This is a genomic window from Arenicella xantha (assembly GCF_003315245.1).
In the GTDB taxonomy this organism is placed as follows: Bacteria; Pseudomonadota; Gammaproteobacteria; order Arenicellales; family Arenicellaceae; genus Arenicella; species Arenicella xantha.
In genome coordinates this window covers 331447-352294 of the sequence record NZ_QNRT01000001.1, presented here as the reverse complement: position 1 = coordinate 352294, position 20848 = coordinate 331447, and the positions used below count along the sequence as shown (strand labels likewise).

Annotated in this window: 18 protein-coding genes; 13 read left to right on the top strand and 5 right to left on the bottom strand. The window is 48.8% G+C overall.

From position 1 onward, the window contains the following. Window positions 1–15 precede the first annotated feature (15 nt). Complete coding sequence (locus DFR28_RS01545) at window positions 16–2124, top strand: TonB-dependent receptor (RefSeq protein ID WP_211316807.1); 2109 nt, start codon at window positions 16–18, stop codon at window positions 2122–2124. 367 nt (window positions 2125–2491) lie between these two features. Then, window positions 2492–2674 (top strand): hypothetical protein, encoded by a 183-nt coding sequence (locus tag DFR28_RS01540; protein WP_113952539.1) that lies wholly within the window; start codon window positions 2492–2494, stop codon window positions 2672–2674. On the opposite strand, the gene DFR28_RS01535 is transcribed toward DFR28_RS01540, so the two are convergent. Continuing rightward, a complete protein-coding gene (locus DFR28_RS01535) occupies window positions 2675–3799 on the bottom strand; it encodes a PepSY-associated TM helix domain-containing protein (protein WP_113952538.1) in 1125 nt (374 codons plus the stop codon). Between the two features lie 182 nt (window positions 3800–3981). Here DFR28_RS01535 and DFR28_RS01530 point away from each other — a divergent pair, with 182 nt between their 5' ends. The 6 genes from DFR28_RS01530 to DFR28_RS01505 all read left to right on the top strand — a co-directional run bounded on the left by DFR28_RS01530 (window position 3982) and on the right by DFR28_RS01505 (window position 9975). Further along, complete coding sequence (locus DFR28_RS01530) at window positions 3982–4611, top strand: GNAT family N-acetyltransferase (RefSeq protein ID WP_113952537.1); 630 nt, start codon at window positions 3982–3984, stop codon at window positions 4609–4611. Between the two features lie 45 nt (window positions 4612–4656). Continuing rightward, on the top strand, window positions 4657–6096 hold the full coding sequence (locus tag DFR28_RS01525) for an amidase (protein WP_113952536.1): 1440 nt from the start codon (window positions 4657–4659) through the stop codon (window positions 6094–6096). A gap of 114 nt (window positions 6097–6210) precedes the next feature. Beyond that, a complete protein-coding gene (locus DFR28_RS01520; protein ID WP_147250895.1) occupies window positions 6211–6666 on the top strand; it encodes a hypothetical protein in 456 nt (151 codons plus the stop codon). Between the two features lie 31 nt (window positions 6667–6697). Continuing rightward, window positions 6698–8056 (top strand): OprO/OprP family phosphate-selective porin, encoded by a 1359-nt coding sequence (locus tag DFR28_RS01515; protein WP_170131931.1) that lies wholly within the window; start codon window positions 6698–6700, stop codon window positions 8054–8056. Window positions 8057–8062: 6 nt separating this feature from the next. Further along, the gene (locus DFR28_RS01510; RefSeq protein WP_147250894.1) at window positions 8063–8779 is read left to right on the top strand and encodes a hypothetical protein; all 717 of its coding nucleotides are present in this window, start codon (window positions 8063–8065) and stop codon (window positions 8777–8779) included. Between the two features lie 56 nt (window positions 8780–8835). After that, window positions 8836–9975, top strand: a complete 1140-nt coding sequence (locus DFR28_RS01505; protein WP_170131929.1) for a PepSY-associated TM helix domain-containing protein — start codon at window positions 8836–8838, stop codon at window positions 9973–9975. An 84-nt stretch (window positions 9976–10059) separates the two neighbouring features. Here DFR28_RS01505 and surE read toward each other — a convergent pair whose 3' ends face one another. The 3 genes from surE to DFR28_RS01490 form a co-directional block, all read right to left on the bottom strand. After that, entirely contained in the window at window positions 10060–10923 is an 864-nt protein-coding gene (surE, locus tag DFR28_RS01500; RefSeq protein ID WP_113952531.1) for a 5'/3'-nucleotidase SurE, read from the bottom strand. Window positions 10924–11102: 179 nt separating this feature from the next. After that, on the bottom strand, window positions 11103–12482 hold the full coding sequence (locus DFR28_RS01495) for a peptide MFS transporter (protein ID WP_113952530.1): 1380 nt from the start codon (window positions 12480–12482) through the stop codon (window positions 11103–11105). Window positions 12483–12508: 26 nt separating this feature from the next. Continuing rightward, window positions 12509–13705, bottom strand: coding sequence for a serine hydrolase domain-containing protein (locus tag DFR28_RS01490; RefSeq protein WP_211316806.1), 1197 nt, complete (start codon window positions 13703–13705; stop codon window positions 12509–12511). Window positions 13706–13786: 81 nt separating this feature from the next. On the opposite strand from DFR28_RS01490, the gene DFR28_RS19615 reads away from it, so the two are divergent. Both DFR28_RS19615 and aptA read left to right on the top strand, forming a co-directional pair. Beyond that, the gene (locus DFR28_RS19615) at window positions 13787–13957 is read left to right on the top strand and encodes a hypothetical protein (protein ID WP_170131928.1); all 171 of its coding nucleotides are present in this window, start codon (window positions 13787–13789) and stop codon (window positions 13955–13957) included. 38 nt (window positions 13958–13995) lie between these two features. Beyond that, window positions 13996–15291: an omega-aminotransferase AptA gene (gene aptA / locus DFR28_RS01485; RefSeq protein ID WP_113952528.1), complete on the top strand. Its 1296-nt coding sequence runs from the start codon at window positions 13996–13998 to the stop codon at window positions 15289–15291. A gap of 177 nt (window positions 15292–15468) precedes the next feature. Here the strand turns inward: aptA and DFR28_RS01480 are convergent, their stop codons facing one another. Then, window positions 15469–16194: an FMN-binding negative transcriptional regulator gene (locus DFR28_RS01480; protein WP_113952527.1), complete on the bottom strand. Its 726-nt coding sequence runs from the start codon at window positions 16192–16194 to the stop codon at window positions 15469–15471. A 423-nt stretch (window positions 16195–16617) separates the two neighbouring features. Between DFR28_RS01480 and DFR28_RS01475 the strand changes: the two genes are divergently transcribed. The 3 genes from DFR28_RS01475 to DFR28_RS01465 all read left to right on the top strand — a co-directional run bounded on the left by DFR28_RS01475 (window position 16618) and on the right by DFR28_RS01465 (window position 20712). Then, complete coding sequence (locus tag DFR28_RS01475) at window positions 16618–17589, top strand: LysR substrate-binding domain-containing protein (protein ID WP_113952526.1); 972 nt, start codon at window positions 16618–16620, stop codon at window positions 17587–17589. A gap of 186 nt (window positions 17590–17775) precedes the next feature. Then, window positions 17776–19176, top strand: a complete 1401-nt coding sequence (locus tag DFR28_RS01470; protein ID WP_113953371.1) for a P1 family peptidase — start codon at window positions 17776–17778, stop codon at window positions 19174–19176. 111 nt (window positions 19177–19287) lie between these two features. Continuing rightward, window positions 19288–20712, top strand: a complete 1425-nt coding sequence (locus DFR28_RS01465) for an aldehyde dehydrogenase family protein (protein WP_113952525.1) — start codon at window positions 19288–19290, stop codon at window positions 20710–20712. Window positions 20713–20848 lie beyond the last annotated feature (136 nt).

The following is a 20848-nucleotide window of genomic DNA, read 5'->3' as shown; positions in this document are numbered from 1 at the left end:
CTTGGGATAACAATTATGAAGAGAACTAAAATAGACAGGGCAATAGTCATGGCAGTCGCAGCGTTGGGAACGACTCTAGCAGTGGAAGCCAGTGCCGAGCAGGTACTATTAGACGAGATTATTGTTACAGCGAGTAAGCGCGAACAGAGCTTAGTTGAAGTGCCGATGGCCATTGCAGCTATAACTGGCGATGAGTTAGAAATGCGAGGTATCGACACGATTCAAGACTTGTCATTCGCCGTGCCAGGGTTAACAATGCGCGAAGACGGCCCAGGCAGCTACCAGATATTTCTACGTGGAATCGCGAATGCTCATGGCGGCGGAGCCCTCACCAGCATTTACCAAGATGAGATCCCCATGGCCCTAACTGGTTATGAAGTATTGCCAACCCGAGTATTAGATCTGGAGCGAGTTGAAGTGCTCAAAGGTCCGCAAGGTACCTTATATGGTCAAGGTGCGGTTGGTGGTGCGATTCGTTACATCACTAAGCGGCCGAACACTCAAGAGTTTTCTGGTAGTGTGCAAGGTGACGCATATTCTGTTACTGACGGCGATACCGGTTTGGGTGTTACGGCAATCCTGAATATGCCAGTAGTCGAGAATAAGTTCGCGATGCGTGTGGTGGCTGATGTTAAAGATGGTGGTGGTTGGCAGGACCAGCCAGAGGCCGGTATCGAAGACGGCAATGGCGAAGACCTCTCGACAGTTCGTGTTAAAGCACTGTGGACGCCAACTGACAGTCTTGATGTATTAGCAACGGTGGTTAAATACAACGCCGAGTATGAGCTTGGTCAAGGCTATGAACAGCCTGATCGGACCGTCTATGTTCCAACTGACCCAGGGCTTACGTTAAAGCCAAAAGTATGGGACTATGATTTGTATAACTTGGAAGTAACTTATGATCTTGGTTTTGCTGAACTGTTGAGTTCAACCTCCTATGCTGAGATGGATCTCGACTACCCATTCTCTTATTTTGGCGGCCCAGAAACAATCTATGGCGGAACGCTTGCTGGCTACAGCAACCGAAATAACGTCGGAAATCAGTTTGCCCAGGAGTTGCGTTTAGTCTCAAATGCAGACGGTCGTTTACAATGGACCGCCGGCATATTCTACCGTGACATGGAAGTGGACCTAAATATTCCTGAAGTTGTGACTGAGTTCGGTCCCGATATTTTCTTATCTTCATACTACACACATGACACATCAGAATCTTTATCGGTATTTGCGGATATGTCATACCAGATAACCGACAAACTGAATGTTGGCGTTGGTGCTCGATATTTTGAAGACGATCAAACTCAATTCATTGAAGGTTCTACAGGTGTTCAAGCCGGCTCATTTGATTCAGTCGACCCTCGAGTTTATCTCTCTTACAACTTAAGTGATGATAAGAATATTTATGCCAGCGCAGCTAAGGGTTTTCGTAGTGGTGGCTTTAATGGCTTCGACTTCAATGGTGTTGAATTACCCGACTTCGACCCTGAGTCGTTGTGGAGTTATGAGCTAGGTTACAAAGCTAACTTGTTTGAAAACAAACTGTATTTTGATGCGGCTGTTTATTTCACTGAGTACGACGAAATGCTGCGTCGGGGTCTAGTGTTTATTGAAGGTCGTGGTTTTGAAAGCTTTGTCAGTAATATCGGTAAGGTTGAAGTCGCAGGCTTTGAAACGTCGATGAGGTGGCATGTAACAGATGCATTCACATTTGATGCATCACTGGCCGTGATCGACGCCGAAGTCAAAGAAATTGGCGGCACCGACACAGCCAACATCGTCGGTGACCCGATCGATTACGTGCCTGACTACAGTTATACCTTAGGTGCGATGTATAACTTTAATTGGTCTGCCGACAAGCCGGGTTTCTTCCGCTTGGGTTATAGCTATCGTGACGAAATGCCATATGTGGATCGAACCAGTTTCTCTGTGGAGAACATTGGTCAGTTTTCTGATGCCATTGGTCTTTTAGACGCGCGCTTAGGCATGACCATCGATGGGATTCGTCTTGAGTTATATGGTCAGAATCTCACCGATGTGAATAAGTACATTGACCCATATCATGCTTGGAACAATGCTAATCGTACTCGTCCTCGTACGGTTGGCCTAAGAGTCAGCTTCGATTTCTAACGTCCCCCCCGAAGGACTTCTCAAGTCGGCTAGCCCTTGTAGGATAGTTAGTCGGCTTGAGAATTTTGACTGGTGCAACCAACCGGTAATTCCTCTTCTTAAGTTAACCGCAGATTCAGTATCTGCTAGGCAAGGATCGCCATCAACATAGTTACCTATAGGTAGTTTCTTTCTTAGTCAGTCAGTAACGCTGCTATTTGTGGCCTGTGCTGAATACAAAACTCCCTTATGCCTTATGTTGAGTCTGCGCAGAACAATGCCCATTGGCATATTCTTTCCGTTCGCGTAGCTGGGCAGCGAGCTGGGCGGCTACGTGAGCAAGATCTTTAGCGTTGCTCAGGAAGACGTTAATTAGAAGGTGGAGTACATGAATGGATTGAGTTCGAATCAGTGGTCGGCCAAATGCCAATCTAGCTGGTCTTCGAGCTTGATCTGGCGCGCAGACTCGGTTGTTGAAGTTTTGCGGCTTGGCGAGTCTATATCACGACTTTTTCCAGATGACGCTCAAGCCGCATTGGTGTTGCACGATTGTGTGGCGACGGGTTGTTAGCTACGAGCGTCGGTGGCGAATACTGCCTTTTAAACTACGTAGCAATGCGTAAAGGAATACTTTGAATGACAGTGCTGCGGTAAGTAAACCGACCAGAAACACCCAGAACTGGCTTGCTGTGCCGAGTAATCGTCCGCTATGCAGCGGTAATTGGCTGAAGTAAAACAGGTCGCCGGCTGTTCCCTGGGCTGGTGTTTTAATTGCGACGATGCGGCCGTCAACGCCGCTCAGATAAAGCCAATTGTTGCCCATTCCACTGGGGTCTCGACTACCAAAAGCCATACCGTAGAAGTTATAAGCTCGGCTGTAAAACAGCTCGCCAATGGGGTATGGCCAGTTACGCTGAGCGCCTAAGCCAGTGGCCAGGTTATAAGCGTCTGTATAGCTGAGGTTGCGGTCACCAAAATCTTGCTCAGCTTTGCTGCCATATTCTTCATAGACACTGGGTTTAACGGGGGAGAAGACAGAGGTGATGGGTTTGAAAATCTCAGCTGAAAAATTCATAGCGATGCTACTGATGGCGAATGGCAGCATTACCAGTGCGACGATTATCGTAGCAGGAGCAGACAGTGATAGCCAAGTTGCTCCCTTTTTTGCAATCAAAGCTCGCGCCAGCAGGCTCAAACAGGCGAGTAACCATAAGCACGCAACCGCGCCGATTAATTGAAATCCGCGTGCGCCAGGTATGGTTAATGAGTGATGAAGCTCATAAAGGTAGTTGACCAGGTTTTCTGGTTCAAAACAGCATTTGCCCCATGCCCGAGCGCCAATAATTTCACCATTGCTGGGGTCGACATAGTAATAATTGTACTCTAGCTTCTGTGCTGCTTGCTTACCCAAAGGCTTACGCGGAGAAACCGCCAACATGCTACTTCGCCCAGGTTCCTCTGCGACTTGTTGGTACCAAACCTCGGCACTAGGAACCTGTGCCTCGAATTGAGCGATGATCTCCGCCGGCGGTAGCATCGGCCTGTTGTTGTCGGTTTGATAAAAATCAGGGTTTAGCCATTCATCGATCTCATAGTAGTAGGCCTGTACGCTACCGGTTAAGGCGACAATAACAAGTAATAATGCGGTTGCGGCACAGGCTAGCCAATAGGTACGAGTGAGTATTATTTTCACCATGCTTGTTCTCCAGTTTACCGATAGTCAGTGTGGCTGATGTAGGCTCAAGTATGCCTAGTTTGACGAGTTTCTTAGGTGTGAATTTGTCACCAATGGTGTGTGATTAAGCAACTACCTGATACCGATCATCTCTCTATACTTATAACTTCCCAGCGGCAACCTAACAACACACTGAAACCTAGGTGAAGGTGAATGGCGCGGCTGAAAGCTTAGATGAGTTTGACCGAGAGAGGAGATTGTCTTTGTTTGTCTACCAAAAAAGTATTCCTAAGATAGGGCCGTTTTCACTTCGCCCCTACAACAATACCGCAGACGTAAAGTTAATCCACGCTTGGGTGAACGCCGAGCATGCTAAATTTTGGATGTTGCAAAACACCAGCGTGGAGCAAGTAGCAACGGAGTACGAAAAAATTTTGGCGACCCAAAACACACAGGTCTACATCGGCTGCTTTAACCAAGCTCCAGTGTTCTTGTTTGAGTTTTATAATGCTGAGCATGATGACCTCGCCGAGTACTACGATGCTCAGCAAGGCGATTACGGTATGCATATTTTAGTTGCGCCGACACAAACCCCGTTGCCTAAGTTCACTTGGCATGTGTTCAAATTTATCCTTGAGTTTATTTTCTCTCACGCACAAGTCCAGCGAGTCGTGGTAGAGCCGGATGCAGATAACTCAAAAATTCACGCCTTGAACCTAAAAGCAGGTTTTCGTTACCAAGGTGTAATCGAGATGCCGACCAAGCGCGCGCGGCTGGCATTTTGTACTCGCGACGACTTCCGTTTGGCTGTAGCCGAAGAGGCTGAATCATGACTATATTCTTCTGCCAAGCTACGCCGTCTATTTGGTGCGAAAACCATGAACTTTAGCCAATATGCTGACTGCGATGGCCTTCAGTTAGCGCAATCTGTTAAGGCCGGCGAGATCAATCCACAGCAATTGCTCGAGCTTGCTTACCAACTTGTTGCTCAGCTCAATGAGCCATTAAACGCCTTCGTGTCAATGCAAACCGAATCCGCGTTAGAGCAAAGTCGTAACCTAGATTATGTCGCTGATTTTGCTGGCGTTCCATTGGCGATGAAGGATTGCGTGGGCTATGTCAAGGGTGTGGCGCGCGACTTCGGCAGTCGCTTGGCTCGCGGTACGGTGATCGATTTCGATGCTGAGGTTGTCAAGCGCTACAAGGCGGCTGGCCTTATTCTCATGGGTACCACCAATGTACCGGAGTTTTCATCATCGCTGACCACAGAGTCGCAACTGCATGGCCCATGTCGTAATCCATGGGACGTAAGCCGTTCTAGCGGTGGCTCGGGTGGTGGCGGCGGGGCGGCAGTCGCGGCAGGTATAATTCCAATTGCTTACGGTAACGATGGCGCTGGGTCAATTCGTGTACCTGCGTCTTGCAATGGCGTGTTTGGTTTAAAGCCGAGTAGAGGGCGGGTGCCAACTGGTCCAAGAGATGGCGAGTTTTGGTATGGCTTGATGACACATCATGTCATTACTCGTAGTGTACGAGACAGCGCTCTAATGCTGGATATTAGTGGTGGTCATGATACCGGCTCGCCATACTCTGCACCGCCTAAAAGACGCCCTTACTTACACGAGGTGAGTGCGGCACCGCAACGCCTCAGAGTTGCGGTGTGCGATGGTCGTGCGCAAGGGATTAACGTGCACCCAGATTGCCTAGCTGCGCTGGATGAGACCGCGACTTTGCTGAGTGATCTTGGTCATGACGTGGTGAAAGCCTCAGTCGATTACAGCGCGCCAGAGCTACATGATCACGTCACCACGATGTTAGCGGTCTCGATGGCGGCAGAACTCCAGCAGACCGCCAACGACAGGTGCCGAGAAATCGATCACACAACGGTAGAGCGCTGTAACCTTGCGCTCTACCAAAGAGGCTTAGCGACGAGTGGCGTCGAATTAACTAACGCGCTGCAATATCGTACTGAACTGGGTCGGTGCTTGGGCGCATTTATGCAGGACTGGGATGTCATGTTGACACCAACTTTAGCGCAGCCTCCAATTAGGCTGGGCGTGCTGGATGCTAACTCGGGCGATCTTGACGCGTATCTTGAACAAATGTGGCGCTATTGTCCTTTCACGCCGCTGGCGAATGTGACAGGCGTACCCGCTATGAGCGTGCCGCTCTGTTGGAACCCTAATAATTTACCGATCGGCATGATGTTTACCGCTGCGTATGGTGGTGAGGACACATTGTTTCGATTGGCGGGGGAACTCGAAGTCGCTCGTTCTTGGCACGATAAGCATCCTCCTCTAAGCGCTTGGTCGGTGTAGTAGCAAGTGTACTTTGCCAACCCAGTTTCAAACCGCTTTATGCCTGCACGCAATAGTGCTGCCAAGAGGCAAAACATCGTTCAGCTTTCTAACACTCCTTCAAATATGTATGACATGAATAATCTTGAATCTGCGCTTAGTTACCAGCCTTACCGACATCATGGTATTTGTCGAAGCTACTGGTTATTTGGGCTGCTGCTTGTGGGCTGCTTTTTGTCCTCTATTAACGTCGCTGTTGCTCAGAGGAGTGAGTTTGAACCGGTTTGGAGTGGTGCATGGACCGACGGAGAAGGTGGAGACATTTCGGTGCGGGCAGATGGCCGATTTCTGACTGTTTCTGGACGTGATGCCTACTCGGTCTACCAGACTAAGTGTTTGTTGTCAGCGGATCGGAAGCAGGCTACCTGTCAAGGTGATGGGGTTCAGATGCTCTCTGGAAACCGATTTTTATACCGCAGTGAATGGACATTGACGCCAGATGGAATTAATGAAAAGTGGGTAGCTGATCTTGCTAAGGAGCAACTCCATGGTGAGCTTAGTTTTAGTCGCAATGCTAACGCGCCCCGTTAAGAAAATGCCGATGATCAAGAAGGGTAGCGCTATGTACAGAAAAATATCCGCACACGTTATTTTAGTGTTTTCTATATTGTTATGGTGTCCATTTGTGGCCGTGGCAGAAGACAGCTTAGAGGAAATTCGGGCTCTGGTAAATGCGCAGGAACGTCAATTAAACGAACTCAAGAGTAGGCTAGCGCAACTTGAATCGGCCGCCGCTGGGTCTGTTGCTGAGCCTGTCGCAGTAGGGGTAAACAGCCCCGATTCAAATCCAGCAAGCGCCGCTATGGCTTGGGCTGGGGCATCGCCCCAGTTTAGTAAGCCAGAAAGTGAATCGCGATTTAGGTTTCGCGGTAAATTTCAAACCGAGCTTATGACGACCAGCAGTGATGTTGAGACAACTGACTATGGTCGAGCCAGTGAAATTCGTCGAGTTAGATTGGGCGCTCAAGGCGCATTTTCCCCGTCGCTAGACTATGTGGCCGAGTTGGATTTCAGTGGTGACAAGATAGGCTACGAGGATATTTTCATTCGATATCGAATGAGTGATCACACGGCTATTCGCCTAGGACACCATGAAGCCTCAGTGTCACTGGATGATGAAACCAGCGACTCTAATCATAGTTTTTTGGAGCGCTCGCTGCACAATTCACTAAGCTTAGGGCGTTCGGTAGGGCTAGGGTTTGAAACCCAGGGTGAACGTTGGTCGCTCAACGCAGGTTTGTTCGGCCAGTCTCAGCTCGACACGGAAGTGGGTGAGAGTGAAGGCTGGAAGGCGGCCGCACGGCTTATGTGGACGCCGTTGCACAGCTCGAACCACACGTGGCACCTTGGTGCAGCGAGCTATTACGTGTCACTTGGTGAGGAAGATTATCGGGTCTCGGCACGCCCGGAGAGTCATCAGTTAGCTGCGCTATTTGATACTGGCGAACATGCCGCTAATGACGTGAAATACGTTGGTTTGGAAGCGGCGTTTCAGCATCATAGCCTGCTGTTCCAAGCTGAATTCGGTGAGCAAACAGTGGACTATACGCAATTAGATGAGTCACGCTTTGTGACCGGCTATGCGCAAGCGGCTTGGTTGATCAGTGGCGAGCAGCGCAACTATGAACGCAGTCACGGAAAATTCGGCGGTGTTGTACCAGCGACTAGCTGGGGTGAGGGAGGTCAGGGTGCTGTCGAGCTGGCATTGCGTAGCAGTTACATGGATCTCGTCAGTGGAGATATAAGCGGCGGTAAGGGGGCGACACTTTCGGTAGGCTTGAATTGGTATCCAAAATCGTTTCTAAGATTGTCGGCTAATTGGGTTCACTTTGATATTGATAACAGTCTTGAAGTGTTACCTCAAGGGTACGCAGCACACAAAGGCGATGCTTTTGCTATACGCAGCCAGGTGACGTGGTAAAGATAATTGATTAACTGCACAAGTCAACAAAGGTTTGGCCCCGCCTTGCTCCGCTATGTGTTGTTTTGCGCTGTTCTGCATTGGAATGACGTTTTAGCTGATGTGGAGACCAAACCAGCGTTCGAATTTGGTATTGAAAAGCATAGCAAGTATGTCTCTCAAGCCAGAGACAGCCTCGATAGCGGAGGTTTGATCTCAGTTGAGGCTGCGATGAATTGGCAACCGCTCCGAGTCACCGTTTGGTTTGGGGATGGCGGTAGCGAACCGTACCAAGAACTAAACTTTGGCATAGCTCACGATTTGGAATTGGGTGTGGCTAATGTGTCTTTTGGGTATACACGCTTAATGTTCTTTGACACAGACGAAACCGACAATGAACTTAGCCTCAGCGTCAGCGTTGACCGTGATTTTTGGATTGTTCCCCGCGTCGACTACATCTATTCAACGGAAGCTGCTGCCGGCGTGTTCGAGCTGTTTCTAAGTTCTGAGTTTGGTCTTGGGTCAGAGTCAATTAGTGTCGAGCCTTATGTAATGCAGGGGTTCGATTTTGGCTATGCCGGGCAGGAAAACTATTTGCAGGCGGGGGTAAACGTTAGCTGGTCACTTTCCGAGGTGGCCGGTTTGTTCGCCAGCGCTAACCGCAGTTGGTTGGCTAGCAGTAAGAGGTATGCGCTACCGACTGATCAAGCTTGGATTACCGTAGGTTTATCAGCGGAATTTTAGCAGTGTGTTGTCGATGGAAAAAAGTAATAAATTGAATTTGGGTGATGAGGTTATTCATGCGTACTAGCTTAGTTAAGTTACATAGGTATCTTGGATTAGGAATGGCGTTGTTTTTGTTGTGCGCTGGCTTGACCGGAAGTGTGATTGCCTTCCAGGATCGTCTTGAAATTTGGCTCAATCCCGAACTATTCGAGATTGACGAAGTCGGTGAACCTAGTCTTTCGGCAACGGAACTGGTAGCGCGTATTGAAGCGAGTGATCCTCGCATAAGGGTAAACTACCAACCAATCGTCAGTGCCGCCACCTACGCTCTGGTGTCATATGTTGAGCCAAGACATAACCCAGTAACGGGTGAGCTTTACGATATTGATTATGATGAAGTGTTCATTAACCCGGTTACCGGCGAGATTAAAGGTAAGCGCATGTGGGGAGAGTGCTGCTTTGAACGGAAGAATTTGATTCCATTTATTTATAAATTGCACAACCGTTTGTTACTGCCAAAGCCGCTGGGTAGCCGCATCATGGGCATGGTTGCATTGCTGTGGGTGCTGATGTCACTCGTCGGCTTGTACCTAACACTGCCGCGAGGTAATCAGTTTTTAAAGAAATGGAAACGTGCGTGGACCGTGCAATGGCGCAACCCGTGGAAGATTAAGTTTTTGCAACTGCATAAAAGTATCGGCTTATGGTGTTGGCTGTTGATGCTTAGTAGCGCTGTAACAGGATTGTCGATGAATTTGGAAGACGAGCTATTTAACCCGCTTGTCAAAACTGTGTCGTCTTATAGCAAAACTGATGTGGTTGATGAAGCATCGTTGCCGGCGAATGCGGTGGACTTTTCTAGCGCGCTCGAGATAGCCGTCGAGTATGCTGAACGCAACCAACTTGCTGTTTTGCCTAGCGTCATAAAATACTCTACGTCCACAAATCACTATCGTGTTAATTTGGCCGAGCCAAGCACGCTCGGTTTAGGGCCTATCACGGTGTATGTTGGAGCCGGTAGTGGTCAGGTGCTGGCGGTCGCTGACCCGGCTGGTGACACTGCAGGCGACTTTGTGGCCGCACTCCGCTTGCCGTTGCATAGTGGTAGAGTCGCTGGAACCGCGGGCTCGGTGTTGGTCGCACTGACTGGTTTGATGACCGCGCTGATGGTTATTGTTGGCGTGAGTATGTGGTTTAGAAGACGCTTTCGATAGCGCAGTTCGTGCTGCGACAGAGTGTGTAAATCGACACTGTGTAAAAGCGTGAGCTAATTCAGTTACACAGTGTCGAGGCGGCGGTTAATTATCCAAATCCCAGGTGTTCATCAGTTTGATTGCCTCGTGATCGGTCCAATCGAGCTGAATCGGTGTCACCGCGATTAGCCCCTGCTCGTACACCGTCATGTCGCTGTACGATAAGTTTGCTTTCGGGTAAGAGAATGTTGGCTCAAATTTGTCACCGGTTTGGGTGAAGCCATCAACCTTGACATTATCGTGGTCCATCGGTGCGATGCGCATTCCCCCTTTGGCGTTTTCAGGTACGTTAACGTTTAGAACCACTCCCTTGGGAAGGCCGTTCTCTCGGATGCCTTCCACTAGTGTTAAAACTGCTTGCGTAGCAGCTTCAAACTTATTCTCTTTGGCCGCTTTGCTTTCAATCGACACTGCGATAGCCGGAATACCGTAGTAGGCGCCTTCCATTGCTGAGCCAATGGTGCCGGATAGGTGTGACAACGAGCCAAGGTTTTCGCCGTGGTTAATGCCAGAAATGACTAAATCAACCGCTTGGTTTTTCTCGCGTTGTTGGATGATACCAAAACGTGCTGCATCGGCAGGTAAGCCCTGCACTGAATAGGCTGAAACGTGGTAAGCGGGCGTGTCGGAGGTGGTATTTTTTAAATTGAATTTGCTAACCTCCATTGGGCCTTCCCACAACAATGTGCCGTGGCTTCTTCCGCCCCACTTTTTTGCTGGGGCGGAGACCACAACGTCGTAGTGCGGGCTCAGCGTTTTGACTAATGCGTGTAAGCCTTGAGCGTTGATACCATCGTCGTTAGTGAGCAATATACGAAAGTCTTTTGCGTCGGTTGCGAATGCCGGCGAAGTACTGATCAAGGTAAATAAGAAAAATAATAAGTGGGTAAAGAGTGAACGTTGGTGCATAGTGGATTCCTTTTAAAAGGCTACAAGTGTGGTAGAAATTAACAAGCGTGAGAGAGAAGCAAGGTTCGCTATCCGTTCCCGATGCTCATCGCGCGTCGGGTATGGTCTAGCGATGATCCAGCAGTGCTCGCCGTTGTATTAGTGTCGTTATAAGGTGCTTCTTAGCGCCTAGTTTGAAATTATTTTTTTACAAATGCGTTAAGTAAGGGGCCACGCAAAATCAGAATCAATAACCCACCAGAGGCGACAATCGCGCCATGCATTAACCAGAAAGAAGAGGGCGCCATAACCTCATAAAAACGCCCTAGCCAGCCACTAAATATTCCGCCAAAAAAAATGGCTAGGTAGTAACAACCGACTAGTGCAGAGTTGACTGACTGTGGCGCAGAGCGAGAGACTAAGGACAATATTGTGGGGCTGGCGTATAAAAAGCCGACGGAGCAAATGAGGTGAAAAATAACTGGGTAGATCAAGCTAATTTTCTCACTGCTGTCCGATATTTCTGAGTAAGCAAGCGCCAAACACGCGCTGCCGAACACAAGAAAACCAATCGATATTTTGGTTAAGTCACTGGGCTCAGTGTTTCGATTCGACTGGCGTTTCCACAACCACAGCACCACTGGAGCTAGTATTAACACCGCCAAGGTATCGATTGATTGGAACCAGCTGACGGGAATAGTGAGGTCAAATATTTCGCGGTCAACTCGGCCTTTTACCCAAATCGGGTAAGTGTTCCAAACCTGAGTTTGGGCAGTCCAGAACAGCGCTGTGATGGCAAGCAGCAATAGAATCAGCGCGATGCGCTTGCCGTCTCCTGGTTGCAGCGCTCGCACTTGTTTGTCGTCTGCTCTTGACTGAGTATCTGGTGGCAAATGGCGTCGACCTGTAATGTAGATGATCATGCCGATCACCATTCCGATTCCGGCAACGCCAAACCCGTAATGCCAACCGAAGACTTCGCCCAGTGTGCCGCAAATCAATGGTGCAGCGAAAGCACCAACAATAATGGCGATGGTGTAAATCGAATAGGCGGAGTCTCGGCGTTGATCTCCGTCTTTATATAACTGGCCGACTTGCGCGGTGAGATTGCCCTTAAGAAACCCAGATCCCAAAATTAGAAACAGCAAGGCAAACAAAAATGCTGATTCGATGGCCATTAAGAAATGACCAATAGCCATTAGTATCGCGCCGACTATTACGGCCTTGGTTCGTCCAATATAACGATCGCCAATAAACCCGCCTAAGACCGGTGTAAAGTACACCAAGCCAATATACAGACCGACAAGCTGTGTCGCGAGTGCTTGGGTCGATAGCGGACCAAATAAGCTTTCGAGCGCGGCACGAAAGCCGGAAAAAGCAATAACGTTATCAATCGTACCTGGAAGTAACAGGTAGCTGGAAAGATAGAGTATTAACAGAGCTTGCATGCCATAGAACGAAAATCGTTCCCACGCCTCAGTAAAAACAATGTAGCCCAAGCCCTTTGGGTGGCCTAAAAATGCAGAGTCGGTGTCGCTTATATCATCTGCTAACATAGTCGTAGAGGCATCTATACTCATAATTGTCCTAGGTTATTGCGCTGATTCTATCGCTTGGAGTAGAAGTTGGCAGCGGCGCTAAAGAATTCGTTATCGATTATTTGTTCGGTACTCATCGGTTTAGGTCGCGCGCTCCACACCACAATAACAACGCGCTTCTTTGGGTTAACATAAATACGCTGCCCAAAAATACCGCGCGCACTAAATGCGCCATCATCGAATGAGCCTTGCTGATCTGCGATTGCCCACCACATGTAGCCATATGGGACTACTGTGTCACCAATCTTGAACGGGGTCGTTGCTTGCTTTACCCAACCCTCGGGCAGCAACCTTTCACCGTCGACCACGCCATCGTTCATCATAAAAAGCCCGAAGCGACCATAGTCTCGTAGTGTAGCAGTGATTCCACTGCCGGCTATTTCGAGGCCGCCAGGTGACTCGAGCCACCAATGGCTATCCGATTCCATCCCGAGTTTTGACCAGAGGTTTTCACTTAGGTAATCAGCTAGGTACTGTCCCGTGGCCGCTTTTAGAAGCGCGCCAACCACGTGCGTTTCACCGGTGCTGTAGTTCCACACACAGCCAGGTTCAGCGACTTGCGGCAAGGTAGCCATGTAACGGAGGATCGCGCCAGGTTGCTGTGCGATTTGCAATTCGAGTACTTCTCTTCTTTCAGAGTGCGGGTTGGTATGGTCTTCATTCCAACGCGCCCCAGACGTCATTTGTAGTAGCTGTTTGATGGTTACTTTATCGTATGTACTGTTGACCAGCTCGGGTAGGTAGTCCGTAAGCGGGTCATCAACACTTTTGATGTAGCCTTGTTTTATTGCTATTCCAACTAAAGTAGTGCTAATCGATTTAGCCATTGACATAGACATCCAGCGAGTGCTCTCGTCGGTGCCGTATTGGTAGCGTTCCAGTAAAATCTTGCTTTGTTTTAGAATTAATAGGCCCGTTACTCGATTACTCGTGATGTAATCGTTGATGTTGTAATCACGACCATTTGAGTGGAACTGAACAGGTTCAGACTGATCTTTTTGATCTATCAGCAGATCGCTGGTACTGGGGCCTCTAGTGATGCGTCGGGTCGGAAACAAATGTTCGGTATTGCTGAACGCTTTGACTTGAATCTCTGATGGAAGTTCCCCCGCATAGGCTAAGCGAACAAACTCGTTGTTATCTATCTCATGGCCATGTCTTTGCGATAAAAACAAATTATCAGCCGGCGATGTTTTTTTCTGCATAGTCATGTTTGGGCTAGGCGGCTTTGTGGGTTGTTGTTCAGCAGGTTTTGTGACTGCCGGAACAGTGATTGAATACAGTATATGAATCAAATGATTGATGAGGAAGTTGCCAACAGAGTCGACGTCGGTGCGTCAATCACACCACTGATGCCGGCGGTGGTATGCAAGCAGCGAGGTGTGTTGCGCAGTAGACACCAGCGCAGTCGGCATTGGCATCTACATGGCATTTTGATGCCACGCTATACTGGCTGAAACAACGAATACTAATACTTAAGTCAGAGGACTCCGCGATGAAACTTGATGCTCATTGGATGCCATTTACGGCGAATAAAACGTTTAAGCAGGATCCAATATTAATGGAGTCCTCGAGTGGTATGCATGTAACGACCGAAGCCGGTCAGACCATGATTGATATGACGGCGGGATTGTGGTGTACCAATTTAGGCCATAGTCGCGAGCGAGTCGCCAAGGCGATGTATGAATCGGCGAAAACTCTAGGTTACGTGTCTTCGTTTAACCTTGGGCACCGCGCGTCGTTTGAGCTTGCCGAACGCCTGACTGACTTGTCTCCAGGAAACCTTAATCACGTGTTCTTTAGTAATTCCGGTTCGGAAGCGATTGATACGGCACTCAAAATAGCAATGGCCTATCATGCAGCCAAGGGTCAGTCTGGGCGCAAAATGTTTATTGCTCGAGAACGTGCTTACCATGGCGTGAATCTTGGCGGCACGGCCGTTGGTGGCTTAGTCAACAATACTCGTAACTTTGGTCGATGGGGTACGGTTGCTCATTTGCCTCACACGCTCGATCACGCTAACAACGCGTTTTCTCGTGGCTTGCCGAAAATAGGAGCCGAGAAAGCGCAGGCTTTAGCTGACTTGATTGCCTTGCATGGCGCGGAAAATATAGCGGCCGTGATGGTGGAGCCAATTGCTGGCGCTGGGGGTGTTTTACCACCGCCGGTAGGGTACTTAAAAGAGCTACGAAAAATTTGTGACGAGCACGACATCTTGCTGATCTTTGATGAAGTAGTGACCGGCTTCGGGCGCACGGGATCGTTCACTGCCTCTATAGAGTTTGATGTTGTTCCGGACATTTACACCTCCGCCAAAGGCTTAACTAGTGGCGCAGTTCCGATGGGCGCCACGTTTTGCAAAGATTTCATTTACGACGCAGTAGTGAATTCGGTTGAAGGCATCGAGTTTTGGCATGGCTACACTTACTCTGCACATCCAATTGCCTGCGCTGCGGCGATCGCTTGCTTGGATATTTATGAGGAAGAATCCTTGTTTACGCGGGTTAATGAAGGCATTGGTGATTATTTTGAAGAAGCACTGCATAGCCTAAATGACCTACCGCATGTGATCGATATTCGAAACTACGGCTTATTAGGTGCAATCGAGTTTCAGCCGCAGTCAGATGGTTTACCAATGGGGTCGCGAGTGTATAAAAAGGCCATGGAAAAGGGCGTGATGGTGCGTGGAGCTGGCGACAGCATTATTTTATCGCCGCCGCTTATTATAGAGCGCAGTCATATTGATGAGTTTGTTGAGAAAACTCGATTAGCGGCGGCTGAAATTGCTTAAGTGGTGTGCTGCCGAGCGGACGGCCTAATCGATCTAACTCGTTTTAGTACTTAGTTGACTAACAGTTGACTAACGCGTCTGAAGAGTAGGGTTTAGCCATGGAGCAAGGTTAAACCCTCATGTGTATGTGATTCAATTGAGGGAGTTGAGCTGGGCGTGCAAGAATGTTGGCCGGTATTAGCTTGCTCGGTCAATTTTATTTTGCATCATTCTAGCAATCGTTTGCGCGTTTGGGTCTTGGGTCTTATTTAGGCCCTTAATTACCCCCTCCAAGTCGGTCAAATCTCGGCTTTGCCCGAGTCGCTCAATACCTTCCATTTCGGATACGGTAAACCGAAAAGCCAGTACGCCTTGACTGAACTGTTCGAGTAACGTCGGGTCGGTTTTGTCTATGTGCCATGGTTCATCATTATCGCGCTCCATGTGATCGATTGTTTTGGCCAACACCTCAAGTGTTTGCTGGTGGTCAGTTATGGCGCTGAATTTCCCTCTAAGCTGAACAGCAACGTAGCTCCATGTAGGTATTTTAGGCTCCATGGTGTACCAACGAGGCGACACATAGGCATTTGGTCCCTGCAGCAACGCGATGCCTAGCGCGCCTGCGCGAATCGCCTCACAGTGTGGGTTGCGTAGAGCAATATGGCCAATAAATTCGTGCTGAGTATTTGCTGGAATTGTGGCGTCACTCGGTTCTTGCTTACCGATGTAAATCAACGGCGTGGCGGTGACTTGTAGTAAATCATTAAAGCTTGAGAACAACTGTGCGAATGGGTAGGCCTGTACGTAGCTAATAAGTTCATTGTGTTCCGAAAAATCAAAATGCTCAGGTATGAACATATGCTCGCCTACGTTATCAAGCGAGCGTTCGAGTATTTTTCCAGATATCTTTTTTGGATCAGCCACTGAGTTTCTCCTACGTGCCACGAAGGCAAGGTATGCCCTAAAAAAATGATGTGGTGCAGCGGTGACTATAGCCGAGTCGGCCGGCTTGGGCTGTTGTTAAAAACATAGTTGATGGTGATGTTTTATCACCTACCGCGTCGAGGTTTGGGCTTGATATGTTAAGCGTCAGGTTCAATAGTGATTTGCTAGGTCTAAGTTTGAGTTCTAAAGTGTATGCGCTAGGGGGGATCGATATATTGATTTGTCATTGTGGGAATTGCCGGTCAACTTAGACCCTCAAATTTGTCGTTGAACAAGCGTTATGGTTACTGTAACCTAAATTATAGCAGCGTCATTTTATGCGTCTAAGCGGTATCCTTGAACGGGTTGTTTCTGGCCCGGTCGACTTTAGGTAAGCGAGTTATTCATTTCTAAGAGAACTACATGAGCTCAGATTCCAAGTATTACGAACTTTCAAAGCGGATTCCTTCGCGAAAGTCGATACCGCCTTTTGAATCGTTACGCGCTTTTGATGCGGTAGCTCGCTTGGGGGGAATTCGCAAGGCCGCACACGCACTGTTGCGTAATCACGCGGTGGTGAGTAGGCATTTGAAAGCGGTTGAAGAATGGACTGGCTGCGCGCTGGTTGATCGAACTCCCGGTGGCGTTGTTTTGACCGAAGAAGGTCGAATTTATCATCTACAGATAACTCAGGCGTTGGACCTGATTTCTGAAGCGACGATTGCGTTAATGAAGCGCTGTTCTGATGACTCATTGCAAGTTTGGTGTATGTCCGGATTTGCAGTTCATTGGATGGCGCGTCACCTTAGAGCATTTGAAAACGCTAACCCTGGCGTGCACTTGGAGTTACGTTCAACCGGTGAAGAGCCAGATTTCACTCGTCACGAAGCCGATGTGAATATTCGAATTTACCGAGCGAACGAGAAGTCTTCCAACCTACCCCCAGGTATGAAAAGTCAGCGAATTGCTAGGCCGCATATTATTCCGGTTGCAAGCCCAGAATTTCTTGCTGATTGTGGCGATATTCGTGTGCCTGAAGATTTGCTTAAACACCAATTACTGCGGGAAGATAGTTTTGGTAATTGGCAGTACTGGTTCCAAGAAAATAACGTCGAAGACGTGGATGAACTAGATGGTGTCAAATTATGGGACGGCCATATGACGCTAGCTGCAGCTCGACATGGAAGGGGCATTGCGTTAACCAATAATTTGATTGCAGTGAACGATATAGCCAGCGGGCGACTGGTTGAAATAGGTGCCGATAACGATCTATTTAAACCGGTTTCACTCGGCTCCTATCACTTTATTGCCCGCGCAGATCGCTGGGATGTGCCGTCGATATCTCGTTTTCGAAACTGGGTAATTTCGACTTTGCAAAGCGAGTTTAAGGGTTAATCAGTTCGTTGCTCGCTGTGCGTAAGAGGTCAACGTGCACGCTTCCAAACCTTCCTAAATGAATTCTTGGTCATCGCTTAGGTGGTGATGTTCGCGCACCACGGACCACTCAATTGGCTTCTCAAGCACAATCGTGTCTACTGCTACACTGTCTACACCATTTTAAGATCATTGCCATTTATATCTATGCACGCCATTAAGTTGAGTTTGACCAAGAACGCCTTATTCGCATCGGCACTAGCGTCATTTGTATTCGCTACGACGAATCTACAAGCGGCTAGTCAAGACAGCCTAGTCCCGATAGTCAACATGGACAGCGGCGCGTCCTTGGAGTTCGATTGGCCGGGTATTCGAGTCGGAACCGCTAGCTATGAAGAAGGCCCAACTGGCGTCACTGTCTTCCATTTTGACAAAAAGGCCAAGGTGGCCATGGATGTTCGCGGTGGCGGGCCAGGCACGGTTAACGCACCTTATGTTGAGCTCGGTTACAATGTTGCTGAGTTGGATTCGATAGTGGTAGCTGGCGGTTCTTGGTACGGTTTAGAGGCCGCAACGGCGGTTGCCACGGCGATGATGGACGACGGGCTACGAGACGGTGATGCGTTTTCACTGACACCATCCGTTGCGATGTCATTGGGGTCGATCATTTTCGATTTTGGTAGTCGTCGGCTGAATGAAATCTATCCTGACAAAAAGCTTGCACAAGCGGCCTATAGAGCTGCTGTTTCGGGCCAATTCCCATTGGGAGCGAGTGGCGCTGGACGAAACGCGATGACAGGCGGGTTCTTTGGCTGCGCAGTGCACTCCGGGCAGGGTGGCGCGTTTAAACAGATTGGTGATTTAAAAATAGCCGCGTTTTCGGTGGTCAATGCCTTCGGTGCGGTTACCGATCGTGATGGCAAGGTGGATGCTTGTTATACCGATAAAGGCCTTGAGAGAGGTCTGCAAATCAAAGATATGTTTGCAAAGTTTGAATCTAAGTTTGAGGAACAAACACTCGAACGAGCTGACAACAGCAATAAAAACACCACGATCAGCGTTCTGGTGGTGAATCAGAAACTAGAGCCAGCCTTATTGAAGCGCTTGGCAGTGCAAGTTCATACTTCAATGTCACGCAGCTTACAACCTTACGCAACTCTGTTTGATGGTGACGTATTCTACGCCGTGTCGACTGAAGAAATTGATGACAAGGAGTTGAGCCCGGTGGATTTAGGTGTGATTGCGTCTGAAGTAATGTGGGATGCGTTATTAACGGCGGCACCGGCGCAACAACCTGAGCACGTGCAAGCAAACCCAAACGTGGCGTTGTCATCGGCAGACATGAATGCGATTGCGGGCGAGTACCAATTTAGCGACAAGGTGAAACTCAAGGTGTTTGTGCGCGAAGGCAAATTATTTGCACGCGCGACTGGCTCAAAAAAGGTGTTTGCAATTGCCACTGACGAAGACAAAGAACTACTGCCGGTAGCACAAGACCAGTTTGTGGTTCCATCACGAGTGCCGCTCACATTAGATTTTAGTACTGCCGAAAAGGTAATTTTGAACCCTGGTCATTGGCAGCAAACAGGGATGTTAATAGACAACTAGTAACTCCTAAATGGCAACCGGTTAGATAACGCTATTCTAGGTTGCTGACTTTAATTTGCCGATTTGTTAGTTACCCTGAAAAAAACATAGGCTTTGTGCCTAGAGGACATCATGAAACAGTTACCTTCTTTAGATAAACATTACATAAACGGTCAATGGGTGTCGAGCAAGTCGCCGGCGACGTTTGACGTGGTCAGCCCAGTGACTGCGAAGGTCGTTGATCAACTCTCGATGGGTGACAGCGCCGATATTGACTCAGCTGTCGACGCGGCCAAGCAAGCATTTCCACTATTCGCCGCTACCAGCCAAGAACAGCGAGTCGCGTTGTTTGATCGATTGATCGCCGCTTATGAAGATTCGCTCGATGATATGGCGCAGGCAATCACCACTGAAATGGGAGCGCCGATTACGATGTCGCAACAGAAGCAGACTATGGTTGGTCTGGGCTTGCTAAAAAGCATGCGCCAAACCCTGATCGACTTTTCGCCCACAGAAAAAATTGGCGATGTGCTAGTGCAAAAACAGCCGATTGGCGTTGCCGGCATGATCACGCCATGGAACTGGCCAATGAATCAAGTGGTGTGCAAAGTATCTGCCGCGTTAGCGGCGGGTTGCAGCATGGTGTTAAAACCGAGCGAATACGCGCCGTATAGTGCGGCTTTATTTGCAGATATTGTGGACCGCGCAGAGTTACCTCCGGGGGTATTTAATTTAGTGCACGGTGGCGCTCGAGCAGGCGAAGCATTGGCTTCACACGTTGATGTAGATGTTATTTCGATTACCGGCTCGGTTCGAGCTGGGGTGGCCGTTGCCCAAGCGGCAGCGCCGACTGTTAAAAGAGTTACTCAAGAGCTGGGTGGAAAGTCGCCTTTTATTGTTCTGTCCGATGCCGACCTTTCTGCTGCGGCCAATTCGTGCGTCGCTCGCTTAATGTTGAATACTGGGCAATCCTGCAATGCGCCAACCAGGCTAATTGTGCCAGAGCAACACAAGGCCGAGATTCTGGCGGCAATCAAAACCGCCATCAGTAACTTTAAGGTCGGCGACCCATTTGAGGATTCCACTGATATTGGGCCGGTGGTGAACAAGCTGCAATTTGATCGCGTAAACGCCTATATTCAAACCGGAATCGATGAGGGCGCCAAAGTGCTATGTGGTGGTGTCTCCGACCACGATGCGAGCCGCGGTTTTTTTGTAAAACCGACTTGTTTTTACGATGTTGATGAGGGCATGACGGTGGCGCAGGAAGAAATTTTCGGCCCCGTGTTAGTGGTCTTGTCTTATTCCGATATAGAGCAAGCGATACAAATTGCTAATGCGTCCAATTTTGGCTTGTCGGCTTATGTGTATGGTCACAATATCAATGACTCGATGCAAGTGGCAACCAAACTACAGGCCGGTATGGTGCACGTGAATGATGCGATTGCGACGATGGATGCGCCATTCGGTGGTTTTAAGCAATCAGGCAATGGTAGAGAGCGCGGAGTGTTTGGTTTAGAAGAATATTTAGAGGCCAAGTCCATTTATGTTGGCTAAAATGGGGCTTAATTTGGAGCTAGCGCAACCCTAAAATTTCGAGCTGATCACAAGTTTGCTTAAAATGGGTCCGGTTTATGTAGAGTCTTTAAAAAGATTTTTTTGAACCCCTAGTTCCTTAGCATCGGAGAGATCG

Coding starts and splice junctions, on each gene's coding strand:
- surE (WP_113952531.1), bottom strand. CDS start 10,923: ATGCACCAACGTTCACTCTTTACCCACTTATTATTTTTCTTATTTACC.
- DFR28_RS01525 (WP_113952536.1), top strand. CDS start 4,657: ATGAACTTTAGCCAATATGCTGACTGCGATGGCCTTCAGTTAGCGCAA.
- DFR28_RS01515 (WP_170131931.1), top strand. CDS start 6,698: ATGTACAGAAAAATATCCGCACACGTTATTTTAGTGTTTTCTATATTG.
- DFR28_RS01540 (WP_113952539.1), top strand. CDS start 2,492: ATGAATGGATTGAGTTCGAATCAGTGGTCGGCCAAATGCCAATCTAGC.
- DFR28_RS01495 (WP_113952530.1), bottom strand. CDS start 12,482: ATGAGTATAGATGCCTCTACGACTATGTTAGCAGATGATATAAGCGAC.
- DFR28_RS01465 (WP_113952525.1), top strand. CDS start 19,288: ATGAAACAGTTACCTTCTTTAGATAAACATTACATAAACGGTCAATGG.
- DFR28_RS01470 (WP_113953371.1), top strand. CDS start 17,776: ATGCACGCCATTAAGTTGAGTTTGACCAAGAACGCCTTATTCGCATCG.
- aptA (WP_113952528.1), top strand. CDS start 13,996: ATGAAACTTGATGCTCATTGGATGCCATTTACGGCGAATAAAACGTTT.
- DFR28_RS01520 (WP_147250895.1), top strand. CDS start 6,211: ATGAATAATCTTGAATCTGCGCTTAGTTACCAGCCTTACCGACATCAT.
- DFR28_RS19615 (WP_170131928.1), top strand. CDS start 13,787: ATGAATCAAATGATTGATGAGGAAGTTGCCAACAGAGTCGACGTCGGT.
- DFR28_RS01475 (WP_113952526.1), top strand. CDS start 16,618: ATGAGCTCAGATTCCAAGTATTACGAACTTTCAAAGCGGATTCCTTCG.
- DFR28_RS01505 (WP_170131929.1), top strand. CDS start 8,836: ATGCGTACTAGCTTAGTTAAGTTACATAGGTATCTTGGATTAGGAATG.
- DFR28_RS01535 (WP_113952538.1), bottom strand. CDS start 3,799: ATGGTGAAAATAATACTCACTCGTACCTATTGGCTAGCCTGTGCCGCA.
- DFR28_RS01490 (WP_211316806.1), bottom strand. CDS start 13,705: ATGCAGAAAAAAACATCGCCGGCTGATAATTTGTTTTTATCGCAAAGA.
- DFR28_RS01545 (WP_211316807.1), top strand. CDS start 16: ATGAAGAGAACTAAAATAGACAGGGCAATAGTCATGGCAGTCGCAGCG.